Raw genomic sequence first — 16,774 nt, forward strand, 5'->3', positions numbered from 1 at the left:
TCTCTAGTCCTCGTCGTTGAAGAGCCGCTGCCGGGCCGACAGCAGCTCGATCTCGGGGCGGCCCGCGACCAGGCGTTCGCAGGAGTCCAGCAGATCGGTGCAGTGGGCCGCGGTGGACGCGACCACCGCCACGCCGATCTCGGCCCGCCGGTGCAGGTCCTGGTCGCCCGTCTCGGCGGCCGAGACGCTGTACTTGCGCTGGAGCTCGGCGATGATGGGCCGCACCACCGAACGCTTCTGCTTCAGGGAACGGACGTCGCCCAGCAGCAGGTCCAACGTCAAAGCCCCGATGAACACGCACTCACCCCGTGGATGTCTGTGTTGTGGATCCGCGTTCCCGGCGCGGTGACCGTGGAACCGGGGCGTGTCCCCCGGACCGCTTCGGGCCCGCCCCCACAGGGGACGTCCGCCCGAAGGCATCCGGGGGACACGCCCCAAGGGCCGGGCCCCGGCTGTGCGCCGGGGCCCGGGACGAACCGACGTTCTCACCGGCGACGTCAGTCGCGCGGCTTCTCCCGCATTTCGAACGTCTCGATGACGTCGTCCACGCGGACGTCGTTGTAGCCGATACCGATACCGCACTCGAAGCCCTCGCGGACCTCGGTCGCGTCGTCCTTGAAGCGGCGGAGCGAGTCGACCGTGAGGTTGTCCGAGATGACGACGCCGTCACGGATGAGGCGGGCCTTGGAGTTCCGCCTGATGACGCCGTCGCGCACGATCGAACCGGCGACGTTGCCGATCTTCGGCACCTTGAAGACCTCGCGGATCTGCGCGGAGCCGAGCTGGACCTCTTCGAACTCCGGCTTGAGCATCCCCTTGAGGGCGGCCTCGACCTCGTCGATGGCCTGGTAGATGACCGAGTAGTACCGGATGTCCACGCCCATGCGGTCCGCCAGCTCGCTGTTCTTGCCCTCGGGCCGAACGTTGAAGCCGACGATGATCGCACCGGCCGAGGCGGCCAGGTTGATGTCGTTCTGCGTGATCGCGCCGACGCCGCGACCGATGACGCGGATGCTGACCTCGTCGCCGCCCGCCTCGATCTTGAGCAGCGACTCCTCCAGCGCCTCCACGGAACCGGACATGTCGCCCTTGATGATGAGGAGCAGCTCGTCGCGCTCCCCCTCCTCCAGGGTCTTCTGCCAGTTGTCGAGGGTGACACGGCGGCTGGCCTTGGCCTGCTGCGCGAAGCGCTCGCGCGCCTCACGCTGCTGGGCGATCTGGCGGGCCACCCGGTCGTCCTTGACGACCAGGAAGTTGTCTCCCGCGCTGGGCACGTTGGTCAGACCGAGCACCTGGACCGGGCGCGACGGCTCGGCCTTCTGCACCTGGTCGCCGTTCTCGTCCAGCATCGCCCGGACGCGCCCGTAGGCGTCGCCGCAGACGATCGAGTCGCCGACGTTCAGCGTTCCGCGCTGCACCAGAACCGTGGCCATGGAGCCGCGACCCCGGTCGAGGTAGGCCTCGATGGCCAGGCCCTGCGCCTGCATCTCGGGGTTGGCCCGCAGGTCCAGCGAGGCGTCCGAGGTGAGCACCACGGCCTCCAGGAGGCCGTCGATGTTGACGCCCTGCTTGGCGGAGATGTCCACGAACTGGACGTCGCCGCCGTACTCCTCGGCGACCAGGCCGTACTCGGTGAGCTGCGCGCGGACCCTCTGCGGGTCGGCGCCCTCGACGTCGATCTTGTTGACCGCCACCACGATCGGCACCTCGGCCGCCTTGGCGTGGTCGATGGCCTCGGCCGTCTGCGGCTTGACGCCGTCGTCGGCCGCGACCACCAGCACCGCGATGTCGGTGGCCTGCGCCCCGCGGGCACGCATGGCGGTGAACGCCTCGTGACCGGGGGTGTCGATGAAGGTGATCCTGCGCTCTTCACCGTCGACCTCGGTGGCGACCTGGTAGGCGCCGATGTGCTGGGTGATGCCGCCGGCCTCGCCGCTGACCACGTTGGTGTTGCGGATCGCGTCGAGCAGCCGCGTCTTACCGTGGTCGACGTGGCCCATGACCGTGACCACCGGCGGACGCGCCCGGAGGTCCTCCTCGCCGCCCTCGTCCTCGCCGAACTCGATCGAGAAGGACTCCAGCAGCTCGCGGTCCTCGTCCTCGGGACTGACGACCTCGATGGTGTACTTGAGCTCTTCGCCCAGCAGCTGAAGCGTCTCGTCCGTCAGCGACTGCGTCGCCGTGACCATCTCGCCCAGGTGCATCATCACCTGGACCAGGGACGCCGGGTTGACGTCGATGCGGTCACCGAAGTCCGACAGCGAGGCCCCACGGGACAGCCGGATGACCTGGCCGTTGCCGCTCGGGATCTTGACGCCGCCGAACGACGGCGCCTGCATGTCGTTGAACTCTTGACGCCGCTGCTTCTTGGACTTGCGGGCACGGCCCGGACGGCCGCCGGGACGCCCGAAGGCACCCGCCGTACCGCCGCCGCGGCCACGGCCGCCGCCACCGGGACGACCGCCGAAGCCGCCGCCGCCCGGACGCGGAGCACCGCTGCCGGGACCGCCACCGGAACCGCTGCGCGGGCCGGCGCCCACGGGGCCGCCGCGACCGCCACCGGGACGACCGCCGCCACCGCCGCGGCCACCGGGGCCGCCGCGACCGCCGCCGCCACCGGCCGGGGCCGGACGGGAGGACGGCATGTTCATCGGGCTGGGGCGCGGGCCGCCACCCGGACGCGGCGGACCGCCGGCACCAGGTCCCGGACGGGGACCACCGGCGCCGGGACGCGGGCTGCCGCCCTGCGGGCGGGGCGCCTGCGGACGCGGCGGGCCACCGGCGTTGGGGCCCGGACGCGGGCCACCGCGCTCGGCACCGCCGGGACGCGGCGGACGCTCGCCACCGCCCGCGGCGCCACCAGGGGCACCGCCGGGGCGGGGGCCGGGACGCGGCGCGGGCTTGGAGCCCATACCGGTCGCGGTCGAGGCGAACGGGTTGTTACCCGGACGCGGACCGGCCGGACGCGGACCGGGGCGAGGGCCCCTGCCGGACTCGGACCGGGCCGGACGCTCGGGACGGTCACCGCGGTCGGGACGCTCGGCGCGCTCGGGACGGTCACCGCGCTCGGGACGCTCGGCGCGCTCGGGGCGCGGACCGCGCTCGGGACGGTCGCCGCGCTCTCCGCGGTCGGGGCGCTCGGCGCGCTCGGGACGGTCACCGCGCTCGGGACGCTCGGCGCGCGGACCGCGCTCGGGGCGCTCGCCGGGCTGGCCCTGCTTGCCGGGGCCCGAACTCGGCCGGGGGCCGGGACGGGGACCGGGCTTGGGGCCCGGTCCGGCGCCGGGACCACCGGTCGCCGGGGCCACGAAACCACCGGGCGCGTTGGCCGCGGGACGCGGCGCGGGCTTGGGGCCCGGCTTGGGCGCCGCGGGGCGCGCGGTCTCGCCCGCGGCGGGCGCCGGCGCCTTGGACGGCTCGGGACGCGGACGCGGCTTGGGGCCGCTCTTCGCGCCGGAACCGCCGTTGTTGAAAGCTTCCTTGAGTCGACGAACCACGGGCGCCTCTATCGTCGAGGACGCCGAACGCACGAATTCGCCCATTTCCTGGAGCTTGGCCAGCACGGCCTTGCTCTCCACACCGAACTCTTTAGCGAGTTCGTAAACCCGGACCTTCGCCACTGCTCTCCTCTACTTCGGTCCGGGACATGGGCTTGTGCCGGACCGTCGCTAGCTTGACGTACTCATCGCTGCGTACTCATCGAGCGCTCATCGCAATCTCGACCCGCTTCCGACTCTCGTCTGTTACACAACAATGGGTCAGTGCGTCGGATCTACCGACATGACAAGACCCGCCGTCTGTTCAGTCGTTACAACCGAACGAACGGCGTGATCATTCCAACCCTAATCCAGAATCACGGCCGATTCGAATCGATCAAGCCGCGATGAAGCGTGCGGCGGCTCCCGAGGCGTCGATGCCGCGCTCGGTGCGGAACGCCCGCCGCCAGACACGACGCCGCTGTGCTGACTCCCAACACTGCTGGTCAGGGTGGAGATAGGCACCCCGACCGGGCAGTCGTCGGGCGGTGTCGCACACGATGGCGCCCCCGTCCAGAACCAGCCGCACCAGATCAGACTGGACTGCTCGCGACCTGCAGCCCACGCACGTGCGCACGGGAGCCGACGGGCCGACTCCTCGCAGTCTAGCGCGCCGCTGCGTCATCGGAGTCCGACGGCCCTGTCTGACCGCCCTCCGCGAGCGACTCCTCCTCGGCGCGCCTGGCGGCGAGTTCGGCGTCGGAGCGGATGTCGATGCGCCAGCCGGTCAGGCGCGCGGCGAGGCGGGCGTTCTGCCCTTCCTTGCCGATCGCCAGCGACTGCTGGTAGTCGGGCACGGTGACGCGCGCGACCCGGGCCGAGGCGTCGAGCACCTCGACGTGGGTCACCCTGGCGGGCGAGAGCGCGTTGCCGACGAACTGGGCCGGGTCGTCGGAGTAGTCGACGATGTCGATCTTCTCGCCGTGCAGCTCGGCCATGACGTTGCGGACCCGGCTGCCGAGCGGGCCGATGCACGCGCCCTTGGCGTTGACCCCGGCCTTGTTGGACTTGACGGCCATCTTGGTGCGGTGCCCGGCCTCGCGCGCGATCGCCGCGATCTCGACGGTGCCGTCGGCGATCTCGGGGACCTCCAGCTGGAAGAGCTTGCGCACGAGGTTGGGGTGCGTGCGCGACAGCGTCACCGACGGGCCGCGGTGCCCCTTGCGGACCTGCACGACGTAGGCGCGCAGCCGGTCGCCGTGGTTGTAGGTCTCGCTCGGAACCTGCTCCTGCGGGGGCAGGATCGCCTCGATCTTGCCGAGGTCCACCAGCACGTTCCGCGGGTCCTTGCCCTGCTGGATGATGCCGGAGACGACCTCGAACTCGCGGCCCGCGAACTCGCCCAGGGTGAGCTCGTCCTCGGCGTCGCGCAGCCGCTGCAGGATGACCTGCTTGGCGGTGGACGTGGCGATGCGGCCGAAGTTGGAGGGGGTGGCGTCGTACTCCCTGACGAACCGCCCGTCCTCGTCCTTCTCCTGGGCCCACACCGTGACATGCCCCGAGGCACGGTTCAGCTCCACCCGGGCGGGGATCTCGGGCCCCTCCTGGCGGTGGTACGCGATCAGCAGCGCGTCCTCGATCGCCTTGACGACGAGGTCCACCGAGATGTCCTTCTCGCGCTCCAGACTGCGCAGGACACTCATATCGATATCCACGGGGCTCCCCCTCTAGTCCGCCGCGTCGTCGTCATCGTGACGGAATTCAACCTGGACCTTGCCGCGCCCCAGGTCGGAGAAGGCGTACGCCCGGCTCTGACCGTCGACGTCCAAGGTGACGCCCGTTTCGTCGGCGTGTGTCACGCGCCCCCGCACCTGGCCCCCGGCGAGCAGCGGCGCGTGCACCAGGCGGCCCCGCGCGCGTCTCCAGTGCCGCGGCTCCGTGAGCGGACGGTCCACACCGGGCGAGGTCACCTCCAGCACGTAGGGAGACTGCCCCATGGCATCGGTCGCGTCAAGCGTGCTGGCGATCGTCTGGCTGACCTCGCCGACGATGTCGAGGTCGACGCCGTCGTCGGAGTCCACCACGACCCGCACCAGCCGACGCTTGCCGACCGGGGTGACCACCAGGTCCTCCAGGTCGAGTCCTGCCTCGGCCAGGACGGGTTCCAGCAGCTGCGCGAGACGGTCATGGCGAGCCTGCGCTCCCATCGGTGATCCTCCTCGGCGAATTCCGTCCCGGGTCGCGGCGACGGCGGGGCGGTCCAGCTGTGCACGTAGTCGTCCGCTCGCCCCTGTGGGCGGCGGTTTTGATCCAAGAGTATCCACAGTCAGCGCTTTTCCCGGCATTGTTCGCCCCATCGAGTGGCGCCGGCACCCCGCGCGGGCCCCCTTCCGGGGACGCGGGAACCGGTTCCCGGACGCGCCGGGAACGCGTCCGGCGTGGAAGGATGGTGCCGCCCGCCCCTCTTCCCCGCGCTCCAGGAGGCACCGTTGCGCCACGACGCCCTCAACCGCCGCACGGTACTCGGCGGCGCGCTGGCGGCGGCCGCCGCCCTCGGGCTCGGCGGCTGCCGGGGCGCGGACTGGTACCCCAGCGAGATCTCCCCCGACGAGTACCTGCTGCGCTCGGCGATCGCGGAGAAGCAGCGGCTGATCGCCCGGTACGCGGCGCTGCTCGACAACGGGCGGTCGACCGACCCCGAGCTGCACGAGGCGTTCCGCTCGCACCACGAGCGGCACCTGGCGGTGCTCCGCGAGCGGCTGCCCGAGCACGGCGGGGGCGAGCCGTCCCCGTCGGCGAGCCCCGAGGCCCGGCCCGACCCCGACGAGCGGGGGCTGCGGGTCGCCGAGGAGGCCGCCGCCGCCAACCGGCTGCGCCAACTCGGCGAGGCCGCCGACCCCGCGCTGGCACAGCTCTTCGCCGGTATCGGCGCGTGCGAGGCCGGCCACGCCCACTCCCTGCCGGAGGCCTAGTTGACCAGCAGTCCCAGCCCCAGTCCCACCGGCGCGCAGGCGGCCGCGGTCGTCGCGCTGCAGGACGCCCTGCTGACCGAGCACGCGGCGGTGCACGGGTACGGCTTCGCCGCCGCCAAGCTCACCGGCGAGCGGCACGACCTGTACCTGGGACACATGGACGAGCACCGCGCCGGCCGGGACGCCCTGCGCGCCGAGCTGGTCGACCGCGAGGCCGTCCCGGCCGCGGGCGAGCAGGCCTACACGCTGCCCGAGGACACCGGCGAGGAGTCGCTGGCGTCCTTCGCCGTCGGCCTGGAGGAGGCGACCGCCCAGGCGTACCTGGAGCTGGCCGCCGTCTCCGACCCCGCCCTGCGCGACCTCGCGGGCCGTGCCCTGCGCGCGGCCACCGTACGCGCCCTGGACCTCGGAGCCCCCCTGTCCGCCTTCCCCGGCTTCCCCGGAGGGGAGCTCTAGCCGCCCCCTCCGCTGATCTTGACCTTTTCGGGGTCTCGACCGTCTTCGAGACCCCGAAAAGGTCAAGATCAGCGGAGGGGAACGACGGGCGGTCAGCTCTCGGCGACGACGGCCGCGACCGTGTCGACCACGGCGTCCAGCGCGATCTCCGAGCGCTCGCCGGTGGCGCGGTCGCGGAGTTCGACCACGCCGTCGGCCAGGCCCCTGCCGATGATGACGCCGGTGGGGATGCCGAGCAGTTCGGCGTCGGTGAACTTCACGCCGGGCGAGACGCCCTTGCGGTCGTCCACCAGGACCCGCACGCCGCGGTCCGCCAGCTCCCGCGCGACGCGCAGCGCGACCTCGATCTGCTCGCCCTTGCCGGTGCCGACCACGTGCACGTCGGCGGGCGCGACCTGTCGCGGCCAGACGATGCCCTTGTCGTCGTGCGACTGCTCGACGATGGCGGCGACCACGCGCGAGACGCCGATGCCGTAGGAGCCCATGGTGACGCGCCGGGGCTTTCCGTCGGGGCCGAGCGCGTCGAGCGAGAAGGCGTCGGCGTACTTGCGGCCGAGCTGGAAGACGTGGCCGATCTCGATGCCGCGCGCGGTGTAGAGGGTGCCGTCCCCGTCGGGGGAGGGGTCGCCGTCGCGCACCTCGGCGGCCTCGACGGTGCCGTCGGGGGTGAAGTCCCGCCCGCACACCAGGTCGACGACGTGGTGGTCGGCCTCGTCCGCGCCGGTGACCCAGGCGGTGCCCTCGACCACGCGCGGGTCCACCAGGTAGCGGAGCTTGTTGGAGAGCAGCGCGCCGGGGCCGATGTAGCCCTTGACCAGGAAGGGGTAGGCCGCGAAGTCCGCCTCCTCCAGGAGGGCGACCTCGAACGGATCCAGGGACGCCTCCAGCCGCTTCATGTCGACCTCGCGGTCGCCGGGCAGGCCGACGCCGATGACCTCCCAGTCGGTCCCGCCGGGGCGGCGGACCTTGACCAGGATGTTCTTGAGGGTGTCGGCGGCGGTGAAGGAGCGCCCCAGCCCCGCGTCGTTGAGGAAGCGCACCAGCGACTCGATGGTGGGGGTGTCGGGGGTGTGGTGCTTCCGCGCCTCGGGCAGCCCCTCGACGGGCCGCGCGGCGGGCGCGGGGGTGGACACGGCCTCGACGTTGGCGGCGTAGTCGGACCCGGTGCTGCGCACGAAGGTGTCCTCGCCGCTGGGCGCGACCGCGAGGAACTCCTCGGACGCCGAGCCGCCCATCGCCCCGGAGGTGGCCTTGACGACCACGTACTCCAGGCCGAGCCGGTCGAAGACGCGGACGTAGGCCGCGCGGTGCGCGTCGTAGGAGCGCTGGAGCCCCTCGTCGTCGATGTCGAAGGAGTAGGAGTCCTTCATGTGGAACTCGCGCCCGCGCAGGATGCCCGCGCGCGGGCGGGCCTCGTCCCGGAACTTCTCCTGGATCTGGTAGAGCGTGACCGGGAAGTCCTTGTACGAGGAGTACTCGCCCTTGACGAGCAGGGTGAACAGCTCCTCGTGGGTGGGGCCGAGCAGGTAGTCGGCGCCCTTGCGGTCCTGGAGCCGGAACAGGGTGTCGCCGTACTCGGTCCAGCGGTCGGTGGCCTCGTAGTACTCGCGGGGCAGGAGCGCGGGCAGCAGCACCTCCTGGCCGCCGATGCGGTTCATCTCCTCGCGCACCACGGCGGAGACGTTCTCCAGCACGATCTTGCCCAGGGGGAGCCAGGAGTAGACGCCGGGCGCGGCGCGGCGCACGAAGCCGCCGCGCACCAGGAGCTTGTGGCTCGGCACCTCGGCGTCCGCCGGGTCCTCACGCAGGGTGCGCAGGAACAGGTTCGACATCCGCAGCAGCACGGTCACTCCTCGGTGGGGTGGCGGAGGCAATCCGCTCGGGGCTTTCGGTCCGGAGCGCCGTAGGCGTCGTCCGGGAGGGCTTCCAGGCTAGCGGCCGCCGGGGGCGGAGCGCCCCGGTTCCGCGCCGGCGGGAGACGCGGCGCACCCCCCTCCCCGCTGCGTCTACCGTTGGAGCGGGCCGAAACGGGCCGTACGGGAAACAGCGGGCGGGGTGGGAACTGATGGGCAGGCGCGACAACGGGGACGCGCGGGAGCGGCCCGGGACGGAGCTGCTGCGCGACGCCGACCGGCCCGACTCCTGGATCCTGATGGTCGGCGGGACGCCCCAGTCCCACGTCGACCTGGCCGACCCCACCCACCTGGACTTCGAGTACGTGCGTCGGCTCGGGCACGTGGTGGACCTGGTGGCGCCCGAGCGGGAGCCCGTCGACGTCTTCCACCTCGGCGCGGGCGCGCTCACCCTCGCCCGCTACGTGGCCGCCACCCGGCCGGGGTCGCGCCAGCGCGCCGTGGACATCGACCCCGACCTGATCGCGCTGGTGCGGCGGGAGCTGCCGTGGGACCGCCGCGCCGATCTGCGGGTGGGCACCGGCGACGCCCGCGCCTGGCTGACCGGGCGCAGGGACGGGAGCGCCGACCTCGTGGTCGCCGACGTCTTCTCGGGCGCGCGCACCCCCGCGCACCTGACCTCGGTGGAGTTCACCGCCGAGGCCTCCCGGGTCCTGCGGCCCGGCGGCGTGTACGCGGTGAACGTGGGCGACGGCCAGGCGCTGAGGCACGCCCGCTCCCAGGTCGCCACCGCGGCGGCGGTCTTCCCGCACCTGGCGCTGATCGCCGAGCCCTCCGTGCTGCGCGGGCGGCGGTTCGGGAACCTGGTCCTGCTCGCCGGCCACCGGCGGCTGCCCGTGGACGAGCTCGCCCGGCGCGCGCACCGCGACCCCGACATGGCGCGCCTGCTGTCCGGCTCCGAACTCGACCGCTTCGCCTCGGGAGCCGTCCCCGTGGACGACGCGACGGCCAGGGACTCCCCCGCCCCGCCCGACGGGGTCTTCTGACGGGCGCCGGGTCAGGCGGGGAGTTCGCGGTCGATCATGTTGCTGAACTCGGGGGAGTGCTTGACCTGCACACCGCCGCCGTCGGCCGGGAGCGTGGACATCCCGTGCACCCTGCCCCCGCGCCACCACAGCAGCTGGTCGGTGACCGCGCCGTCCGTGCGCAGGTCGAGGAAGGTCCGGTACAGGAACGGGATCACCGGCATGGAGCGGCGGCTGCGCAGCACCGTGTAGACCATCGTGTTGGCGTCCGGCAGCATCACCAGCGCGCCGTGGGGCGCGGGCTCCCGCATGAGTTCGGGCAGCCGCATGACGTGCGCGGACCCGGCCCAGTCGACGCCGTGCACGATCCGCACGTCGGTGTCGGTCCCCGAGTACAGCGCCTGCTCCCGGACCTGGTCGTACGCCATGTTGCCCAGCGCGGTGAACCAGAGGTCCTGCTTGTCGCGGCCCCACGCCCGGGTGTGGCGCTTGTCCAGGACGATGCCGGAGTAGCTGCCGGGGTCGGTGCGGTAGATCAGCAGCGCGGTCAGGAGCGGGTTGACGGAGTAGGCGAGCTTGTCCGTGCCCATCGCGCCGGGGTCTCCGGTGAGCAGCACGCGCAGCCACGGCGCGGCCTCGTGGAAGGGGACGTGCAGCAGCCGCTCGTGCAGGTTGTCCTGGGGGCCGGAGTAGCGGCCGGGGTGGGGAGGGTTCATTGGGTTCGGGCCGGTTCCTTGCCGTGGTCCTGTGGTTTCCTCGGAAACCTCGCGGGTGAACACCGAGGAAACCACAAGATCACGTGTCCGCCCTCCCTCTGACGCGGAGCACGGGCGCCGCGCTCCCGGGCGCGGGTACTTCCCGGGGAGTACCCGCGCCCGGGAACGGGCCTCCGTTCGACGGACGCGCGGAGCCGGGGCGCGCGCATAATGTCGGTACCGATGAAGCGCTTCCTCCGGATCACGCACGGGGACCTGGCCCTGACCCTGGGGGTCGGCGGCCTCGTCGCCGTGTCCACCTTCTTCTCCCTGACGGACCCGGCGGGCGCGGTGCGGGCGGACGACCTCGGGTCGCTGCTGCCGTGGGGGCTGCCGCTCATGGTGCTGGCGGTCGCGCCGCTGCTGTGGCGCACCGTCGCGCCGGTCCCGGTGGCCGCGGTGTCCGCCCTGGCGACCACCCTCTACTATCCGCTCTCCTACCCCGACAACCTCGTCATCGTCGCGGGCGCGCTCGCGCTGTTCACCGTGGTCGAGCGGGGGTACCGCCGCACGGGCTGGCTGCTTGGCCTGCTCCAGTTCCTCATCATCCACGTGTTCGAGGCGATCCACTTCGGACTGCCCCGCCTGCAGTACGCGCTGAGCATGCTCGCGTGGGTGCTCGTGGTGCTCATCAGCGGCGAGGTGGCGCGCAAGCGCCGGGAGTACCGGGCGGTGGTGCGCGAGCGCGCCGAGGAGGCGGCCCGCACCCGGGAGGAGGAGCTGCGCCGCCGCGCGTCGGACGAGCGGCTGCGGCTGGCGCGCGAGGTGCACGACGTCGTCGCGCACAACATCTCGCTGATCAACGTGCAGGCGGGCAGCGCGCTCTACCTGATCGACTCCGAGCCCGAGCGCGCCGCCGAGGCGCTGGCCGCGATCAAGCAGGCCAGTAAGGAGACCCTGCGGGAGCTGCGCTCGACGCTCGGCGTGCTGCGCGCGGTGGACGAGGACGCCCCGCGCTCGCCCCTGCCCGGCCTGGACCGGCTGGACGAGCTGGTCGCGGGGGCGCGGACCGCGGGCGTCGGGATACGCCTGCGCGTCACCGGGGAGCCGCGCAGGCCCGCCGCGGGCGTCGACTCTGCGGCGTACCGCATCGTGCAGGAGTCCCTGACCAACGTGGTGCGGCACTCCGGAGCCGGATCGGTCACCGTGGACGTGGGGTACGCCGCCGACGGCGTGTCCATCCTCGTGGTGGACGACGGCCGGGGCCCGGCCGACGGCGGTGCCCCCGGCAACGGCATCAACGGGATGCGCGAGCGCGCCGTCGCCCTGGGCGGCGAACTGGACGCCGGACCGCCCCCCGGCGGAGGCTTCAGGGTGCGGGCGTGGCTGCCCGACTGACGTGACTTCGACGAGGGGCACCGCATGATCCGCGTACTTCTGGCCGACGACCAGGCACTGGTCCGGGCGGGTTTCCGGGCGCTGCTCAACAGCGCCCCCGACATCAGCGTGGTCGCCGAGGCCGCGGACGGCGCCGAGGCGGTCCGGCTCGCCGCCGGGGAGCGCCCCGACGTCGCGCTGATGGACATCCGCATGCCCGGTGTGGACGGCCTGGCCGCGACCGAGCGCATCCTCGCCGACCCCCGCCTGGAGTCCACCCGGGTCGTCATCCTGACCACCTTCGACCTCGACGAGTACATCTTCGAGGCGCTGCGCATGGGCGCGAGCGGGTTCCTGGTCAAGGACACCGAACCCGAGGACCTGCTGAACGGGGTCCGGGTGGTGGCCAGGGGCGACGCGCTGCTGTCGCCGAACGTCACCCGGCGCATCATCGCCGACTACGCCAAGCGCCCGCGCCGCCCCGAGCCCGCCGAGCGGCTGGACAGCCTGACCGACCGCGAACGCGAGGTGGTGGCGCTGGTCGGGACGGGACTGTCGAACGAGGAGATCGCGCGCCGGCTGGTGCTGAGCCCGGCGACGGCCAAGACCCACGTGAGCCGCGCGATGGTCAAGCTGCGCGTGCGCGACCGCGCCCAACTGGTGGTGCTCGCCTACGAGACGGGCCTGGTGACGCCGGGCTGGGCGGGGTAGCCGGCCGAACGGCCCGGCGTCCGGCGCGGAGGTCTGCGGCGGCCCGCCACGGAAGCCCCCACGACCCCGAGGCGGGCCGGGGTCTCCCCCTACACCCGGGGGAGCAACGGCTCCGCTCCCGGCACCCTCCGCGCGGTAGGGCGGGTGCCCCCTCCCGGACGATGCGCCCCGGGCCCCTCGGCGGCCACCATCGGTCGTGTCCCTACGACGACGGTCCGCCGAGGAGAGTCCCCCGTGTTCGACGACCCACTGATGTGGGCGCGGCTGCAGTTCGCGCTGACGGCAGGCATCCACTACATGTTCGTGGCCTTCACCCTCGGCATGGCCCCGATGATCCTGGGCGCGCAGCTGGGCGCCACGCTGCGCGGAGACGCGGCGCGCATGGCGGCGGTGCGGTTCTGGGGCGGGCTCTACGTCGTCAACTACGGCATGGGCGTGCTCTCGGGCCTGGTGATGGAGCTGCAGCTGGCGCTGAACTGGAGCGGGCTGAACGACGTGTTCGGCCACGTGTTCAGCGCGCCGCTGGCCATCGAGACGGTCGCCGCGTTCTTCGTCGAGTCCACCTTCCTCGGCCTGTGGATCTTCGGCTGGGACCGGATGAACCGGTGGGCGCACCTGGCCGCGTTCGGCGTGGTGACGCTGACCGCGTACCTGTCGGCCTTCTGGGTGCTGGTCTCCAACGGCTTCCTGAAGAACCCGGTCGGCTTCGAGATGCGCGGCGGGGTGGCGGTGCTGACCGACCCGGCCGCGCTGGTCGCCAACCCGTCGGCGCTGCTGGCGTTCGGCCACGTGGCCTCCAGCACCCTGCTGGTGGGCGGCCTGGTGACGGCCGCGGTCAGCGCCTACCACCTGCGCCGCGGCGACGACCCCGACGGGATGTTCGGCCGGGGCGTCCGGCGCGGGCTCCTGGTCACCGCGCTCGCGGTCATGCCGACCCCGGCGTTCGGCGGCACGCAGTACGCGCTGCGCGGCGCCCCGGCGACCAGCGGCCAGACCCTCGACGAGGCCGAGATCGAGCGGATCGAGGCCGCCGGGGCCGGGGCCGCGCCGGTGCTCGCCGACATCGGCAACGCCGTGATGACCCTGTCCTGGCTGCTCGTCCTCCTCCTGACCTCGGTCTCGCTCCTGGTCTGGCTGCTGCGCGGACTGGACCGCTGGCGCTGGTTCCACGCGCTGCTGGTGTTCGCGCCCGTGCTGCCGCTGGCCGCGAGCGTCGCCGGCTGGCTCTACCGGGAGCTCGGCCGCCAGCCGTGGGCGGTCAGGCACCACATGACCACGGCCGACGCGGTGACGGAGATGTCCGGGGGCATGGCGGCGACCTCGTTCTTCCTGTTCACCGGCGCGTTCGCGGTCCTCGCCTGCGTCACCTGGTGGCTCATCGCGCGGTTCGCCCGGCGCGGCCCCGAAGGCGGCCCGCTGGCCCCCGCTCCCGATCCCGGCGCCGAACCGGCCAGCCCGATCCACACCTACTGACGCCCAGGAGAACCCCGTGGAATCCCTCGCAGTCCTCTTCCTCGCCGTCCTGCTGGCGGGTTACTTCGTCCTGGCCGGATGCGATGTCGGGCTGGGCATGCTGATGCCGTACGTGGCCCGCGCCCCGGTCGAGCGCCGACGCCTCGCCTCCGCCATCGCCCCCTACTTCCTGGGGAGCGAGGTGTGGCTGGTCGCCTCCGTGGGGGTGGTGGCCGGGCTCTTCCCCGAGCTCAAGAGCGAGGCCGTGACCGGGAACTGGCCGCTGTTCGTCGCGCTGCTGGCCGGATGGCTGTGGCGGGACGCCGGCCTCTGGCTGCGCGGCCGGGTGGAGAACCCCCGGTGGCACGCCGTCTGGGACGCGGCGATCGTGGCCGGGAGCTGGACGATCGCGCTGTCCTGGGGCCTGGTGCTGGCCTCCCTGTTGGGCGGCGGGGAGCTGTCCCCGCTGTTCGCGCCGCTGTGCGCGGTCGCGGTGGCGGTGCTGTTCGCGCTACGCGGGGCCGCGTTCGGCGCGGAGCGCCTGGTGCCCGGGGACGGCCAGGCGCACGCCTCGGACCCGGCCGAGTCCGCCGACGTGGCCGCGCGGGCGACCCGCGCGCTGGCCCGGGCCGGACTGGTCGCGGTGCTCCTGGCCGCGGTCGCGGCCTGGGCGGCCGGCGGGGTGGACCGGGCCGCTCCGGCCCTCGTTCCGGGCGCCGTGCTGGCGGGCGCGCTCGCGGTGACGGCGGGCCTGTCCGGACCGCGCTGGTCCCGGCACACCTCGGCGCTGGCGATGGCCGCGCTTCCGCTGCTGGTGGCGCTCGGTGTGGAACTCCCCGTCTCCACCGCCGATCCGGGTTCCCTGACGCTGGTCGCCATGGCGGTCGCCCCGGCTCTTCCGGCCATGGTGATAGGCCAGATCTGGCTGTACCGAATGCTGCGCCGCCCCGCGGTCGTGTCCGGTTTCTTCGCCTGAGTCCCCGGCCTGCTCCCTCGGCGCGCCTCTCAAACCCCGGTGGCACGGGGTTGCCGGAACCGGCCAGACCGGTTGGCGATCTCGGCGGCGGGGAATCCCAGCCCACGTAACGAGCAGGAGCGATCCCGGTGCCGACCCACCGGATCCGATTCGGAGGAGGCCCCCATGCCCCGGTCCGACCCCGCCGCACGCGGCGACTGCGGCTGCGGCTCCGGATGCGGCTGCGGCTGCCAGAACGGCGGTTCGTGCAGCTGCGGTGGGGGCTGCTGAGCGCACCACCCCGGCCGGACACCACCGGGCGGTGGCAGGCCCCTTCCCCGCCCGCCCCCTGCACGGGCCGTCCCATGCCCCCGGGACGGCCCGTGCGCCTTGCGCGGACGCGGCGCGCGGGTCCGGCTCCGGGACGGCCTTTCCGGCGCGCCCCGGCCGCTTCCCCCAAGGACAAGTACGAACAGCTATTTTTCACGTACTCTTGGTGATGATCGTCGGCCGGGTAGGGGGCCCGGTCTGGGCGGGGGGAGACACATGATGTCCGCTGACATGTTCGCGTCGACTCCAGGGCAGCTCGATGAGCACGAGCGGCTGCGGATGTACGTGGAGGGCGTGCTCGAGCGCGCGGACCGGGCGGTCCCGTGGGGGCCCGAGACCGTCGGTGTTCCGGCGTCGGCGGGCGGGAGCGCCCTGATGCGGCTGAACGACGTCGCCTTCTACGCCAACGCCCGCCAGGAGGTCAGCGCGTTCGCCGCTCTCTGCCTGAACCTGCTGGCGCTGCACCGCCCGCGCGACGCGGGCGGCGTCTCCAGCGGGCCGGCCTGCGCGCTGCGGCGCTGCAACTGCTGCATGCTGCGCTGGCCCTGCCCGACCGTCCAGGAGATGACCGGTCTGCTGAAGTAGCGGCCCGCCCGCCCCCGGTCGGTCGCGTGGTGCGCACCGGTGGACCCTTGAGGATAATAGGGACATGCCCGCCCATCTCGGCTTGATCGCCGCCGTCCGCGATCGTCTCCGCCGTTTCGCGGACCCCGGCAAGGCCGACTCCATGCGGCGGTACATGAAGTCGGTCATGCCCTTCCACGGCGTGCAGGCGGGACCGCGCCGCCGGGTCTTCGCCGAGGTCTTCGCCGCCAATCCGATCGAGGACCAGGAGACCTGGGAGGACACCGTCCGCACCCTCTGGCGGGTGGCCTCGCACCGCGAGGAGCGGTACGCGGCGGTGGAGCTGACCGGACACCGGCTCTACACCGCCTTCCAGACGCCCGCCACCGCGGCCCTGTACGAGGATCTGATCACCGCGGGCGCGTGGTGGGACTACGTGGACCCGCTCGCCGTCAACCGCGTCGGCCCCCTGCTGCGCGCGCACCCCACGGAACTGCGGCCGCTGGTCAGCGGATGGGCGCTGGCGGGCGACCTGTGGCTGCGCCGCAGCGCGATCCTGTGCCAGGTCGGCGCCGGGGCCGAGACCGACGCGGACCTTCTCCTCGGCTCCATCGAACCGAACCTGCGCCACCCCGACTTCTTCGTGCGCAAGGCCATCGGGTGGGCGCTGCGCGAGTACGCCAGGACCGATCCGGGCTCGGTCCTGAAGTTCGTCGACGAGCACGAGTCCCGCATCTCGGCCCTTTCCCGTCGCGAGGCGCTCAGGAACCTGCGCTAGGGAGGCTCCGGCGCGGGGGTGGATTCGGGCACCGGTGGTTTTGTTGACGGTCGTGGGGGGGGGGGCCGGGGGGGGGGGGGGGGGGGGGGCCGGCCCCCCCCCCGGGGCCCGCCCCCCCCCCGGCGGCCGG

General features: G+C 73.1%; 16 protein-coding genes. 9 read left to right on the forward strand and 7 right to left on the reverse strand.

The genetic code is table 11. The annotated features are described in order from the left end of the window. Positions 1 to 3: 3 nt before the first annotated feature. From EV190_RS12935 to rimP, 5 genes are all read right to left on the reverse strand, one after another. Complete coding sequence (locus EV190_RS12935) at positions 4 to 297, reverse strand: DUF503 domain-containing protein (RefSeq protein WP_133741786.1); 294 nt, start codon at positions 295 to 297, stop codon at positions 4 to 6. 200 nt (positions 298 to 497) lie between these two features. After that, positions 498 to 3,620, reverse strand: a complete 3,123-nt coding sequence (gene infB / locus EV190_RS12940) for a translation initiation factor IF-2 (protein ID WP_133741787.1) — start codon at positions 3,618 to 3,620, stop codon at positions 498 to 500. A 253-nt stretch (positions 3,621 to 3,873) separates the two neighbouring features. Then, positions 3,874 to 4,161: a YlxR family protein gene (locus EV190_RS12945; RefSeq protein WP_133741788.1), complete on the reverse strand. Its 288-nt coding sequence runs from the start codon at positions 4,159 to 4,161 to the stop codon at positions 3,874 to 3,876. Further along, entirely contained in the window at positions 4,142 to 5,179 is a 1,038-nt protein-coding gene (nusA, locus tag EV190_RS12950) for a transcription termination factor NusA (protein WP_133741822.1), read from the reverse strand. The genes EV190_RS12945 and nusA overlap by 20 nt, the downstream gene beginning before the upstream one ends. Before the next feature lie 24 nt (positions 5,180 to 5,203). Then, positions 5,204 to 5,683: a ribosome maturation factor RimP gene (gene rimP / locus EV190_RS12955; RefSeq protein WP_133741789.1), complete on the reverse strand. Its 480-nt coding sequence runs from the start codon at positions 5,681 to 5,683 to the stop codon at positions 5,204 to 5,206. A gap of 282 nt (positions 5,684 to 5,965) precedes the next feature. Between rimP and EV190_RS12960 the strand changes: the two genes are divergently transcribed. Both EV190_RS12960 and EV190_RS12965 read left to right on the forward strand, forming a co-directional pair. Continuing rightward, positions 5,966 to 6,448, forward strand: coding sequence for a ferritin-like domain-containing protein (locus EV190_RS12960; RefSeq protein ID WP_133741790.1), 483 nt, complete (start codon positions 5,966 to 5,968; stop codon positions 6,446 to 6,448). After that, positions 6,449 to 6,904: a ferritin-like domain-containing protein gene (locus EV190_RS12965; protein ID WP_133741791.1), complete on the forward strand. Its 456-nt coding sequence runs from the start codon at positions 6,449 to 6,451 to the stop codon at positions 6,902 to 6,904. Positions 6,905 to 6,996: 92 nt separating this feature from the next. On the opposite strand, the gene EV190_RS12970 is transcribed toward EV190_RS12965, so the two are convergent. After that, positions 6,997 to 8,748, reverse strand: a complete 1,752-nt coding sequence (locus EV190_RS12970) for a proline--tRNA ligase (RefSeq protein ID WP_208113165.1) — start codon at positions 8,746 to 8,748, stop codon at positions 6,997 to 6,999. 221 nt (positions 8,749 to 8,969) lie between these two features. Between EV190_RS12970 and EV190_RS12975 the strand changes: the two genes are divergently transcribed. Then, the gene (locus EV190_RS12975; RefSeq protein ID WP_133741792.1) at positions 8,970 to 9,803 is read left to right on the forward strand and encodes a spermidine synthase; all 834 of its coding nucleotides are present in this window, start codon (positions 8,970 to 8,972) and stop codon (positions 9,801 to 9,803) included. An 11-nt stretch (positions 9,804 to 9,814) separates the two neighbouring features. Here EV190_RS12975 and EV190_RS12980 read toward each other — a convergent pair whose 3' ends face one another. Next, complete coding sequence (locus EV190_RS12980) at positions 9,815 to 10,498, reverse strand: hypothetical protein (RefSeq protein ID WP_133741793.1); 684 nt, start codon at positions 10,496 to 10,498, stop codon at positions 9,815 to 9,817. 222 nt (positions 10,499 to 10,720) lie between these two features. On the opposite strand from EV190_RS12980, the gene EV190_RS12985 reads away from it, so the two are divergent. The 6 genes from EV190_RS12985 to EV190_RS13010 all read left to right on the forward strand — a co-directional run bounded on the left by EV190_RS12985 (position 10,721) and on the right by EV190_RS13010 (position 16,644). Next, positions 10,721 to 11,875 carry a sensor histidine kinase gene (locus tag EV190_RS12985; protein ID WP_243742544.1) on the forward strand — a complete coding sequence of 385 codons (1,155 nt, stop codon included), beginning with the start codon at positions 10,721 to 10,723 and terminating at the stop codon, positions 11,873 to 11,875. Between the two features lie 24 nt (positions 11,876 to 11,899). After that, on the forward strand, positions 11,900 to 12,565 hold the full coding sequence (locus tag EV190_RS12990; RefSeq protein ID WP_133741795.1) for a response regulator: 666 nt from the start codon (positions 11,900 to 11,902) through the stop codon (positions 12,563 to 12,565). 234 nt (positions 12,566 to 12,799) lie between these two features. Continuing rightward, positions 12,800 to 14,038, forward strand: coding sequence for a cytochrome ubiquinol oxidase subunit I (locus EV190_RS12995; RefSeq protein ID WP_133741796.1), 1,239 nt, complete (start codon positions 12,800 to 12,802; stop codon positions 14,036 to 14,038). A gap of 16 nt (positions 14,039 to 14,054) precedes the next feature. Continuing rightward, the gene (locus tag EV190_RS13000; RefSeq protein ID WP_133741797.1) at positions 14,055 to 14,993 is read left to right on the forward strand and encodes a cytochrome d ubiquinol oxidase subunit II; all 939 of its coding nucleotides are present in this window, start codon (positions 14,055 to 14,057) and stop codon (positions 14,991 to 14,993) included. Positions 14,994 to 15,518: 525 nt separating this feature from the next. Further along, positions 15,519 to 15,887 carry a hypothetical protein gene (locus tag EV190_RS13005; protein ID WP_133741798.1) on the forward strand — a complete coding sequence of 123 codons (369 nt, stop codon included), beginning with the start codon at positions 15,519 to 15,521 and terminating at the stop codon, positions 15,885 to 15,887. A gap of 64 nt (positions 15,888 to 15,951) precedes the next feature. Further along, entirely contained in the window at positions 15,952 to 16,644 is a 693-nt protein-coding gene (locus EV190_RS13010) for a DNA alkylation repair protein (RefSeq protein WP_133741799.1), read from the forward strand. Positions 16,645 to 16,774 lie beyond the last annotated feature (130 nt).

It is taken from the genome of Actinorugispora endophytica (genome assembly GCF_004363075.1).
Classification (GTDB): domain Bacteria; phylum Actinomycetota; class Actinomycetes; order Streptosporangiales; family Streptosporangiaceae; genus Actinorugispora; species Actinorugispora endophytica.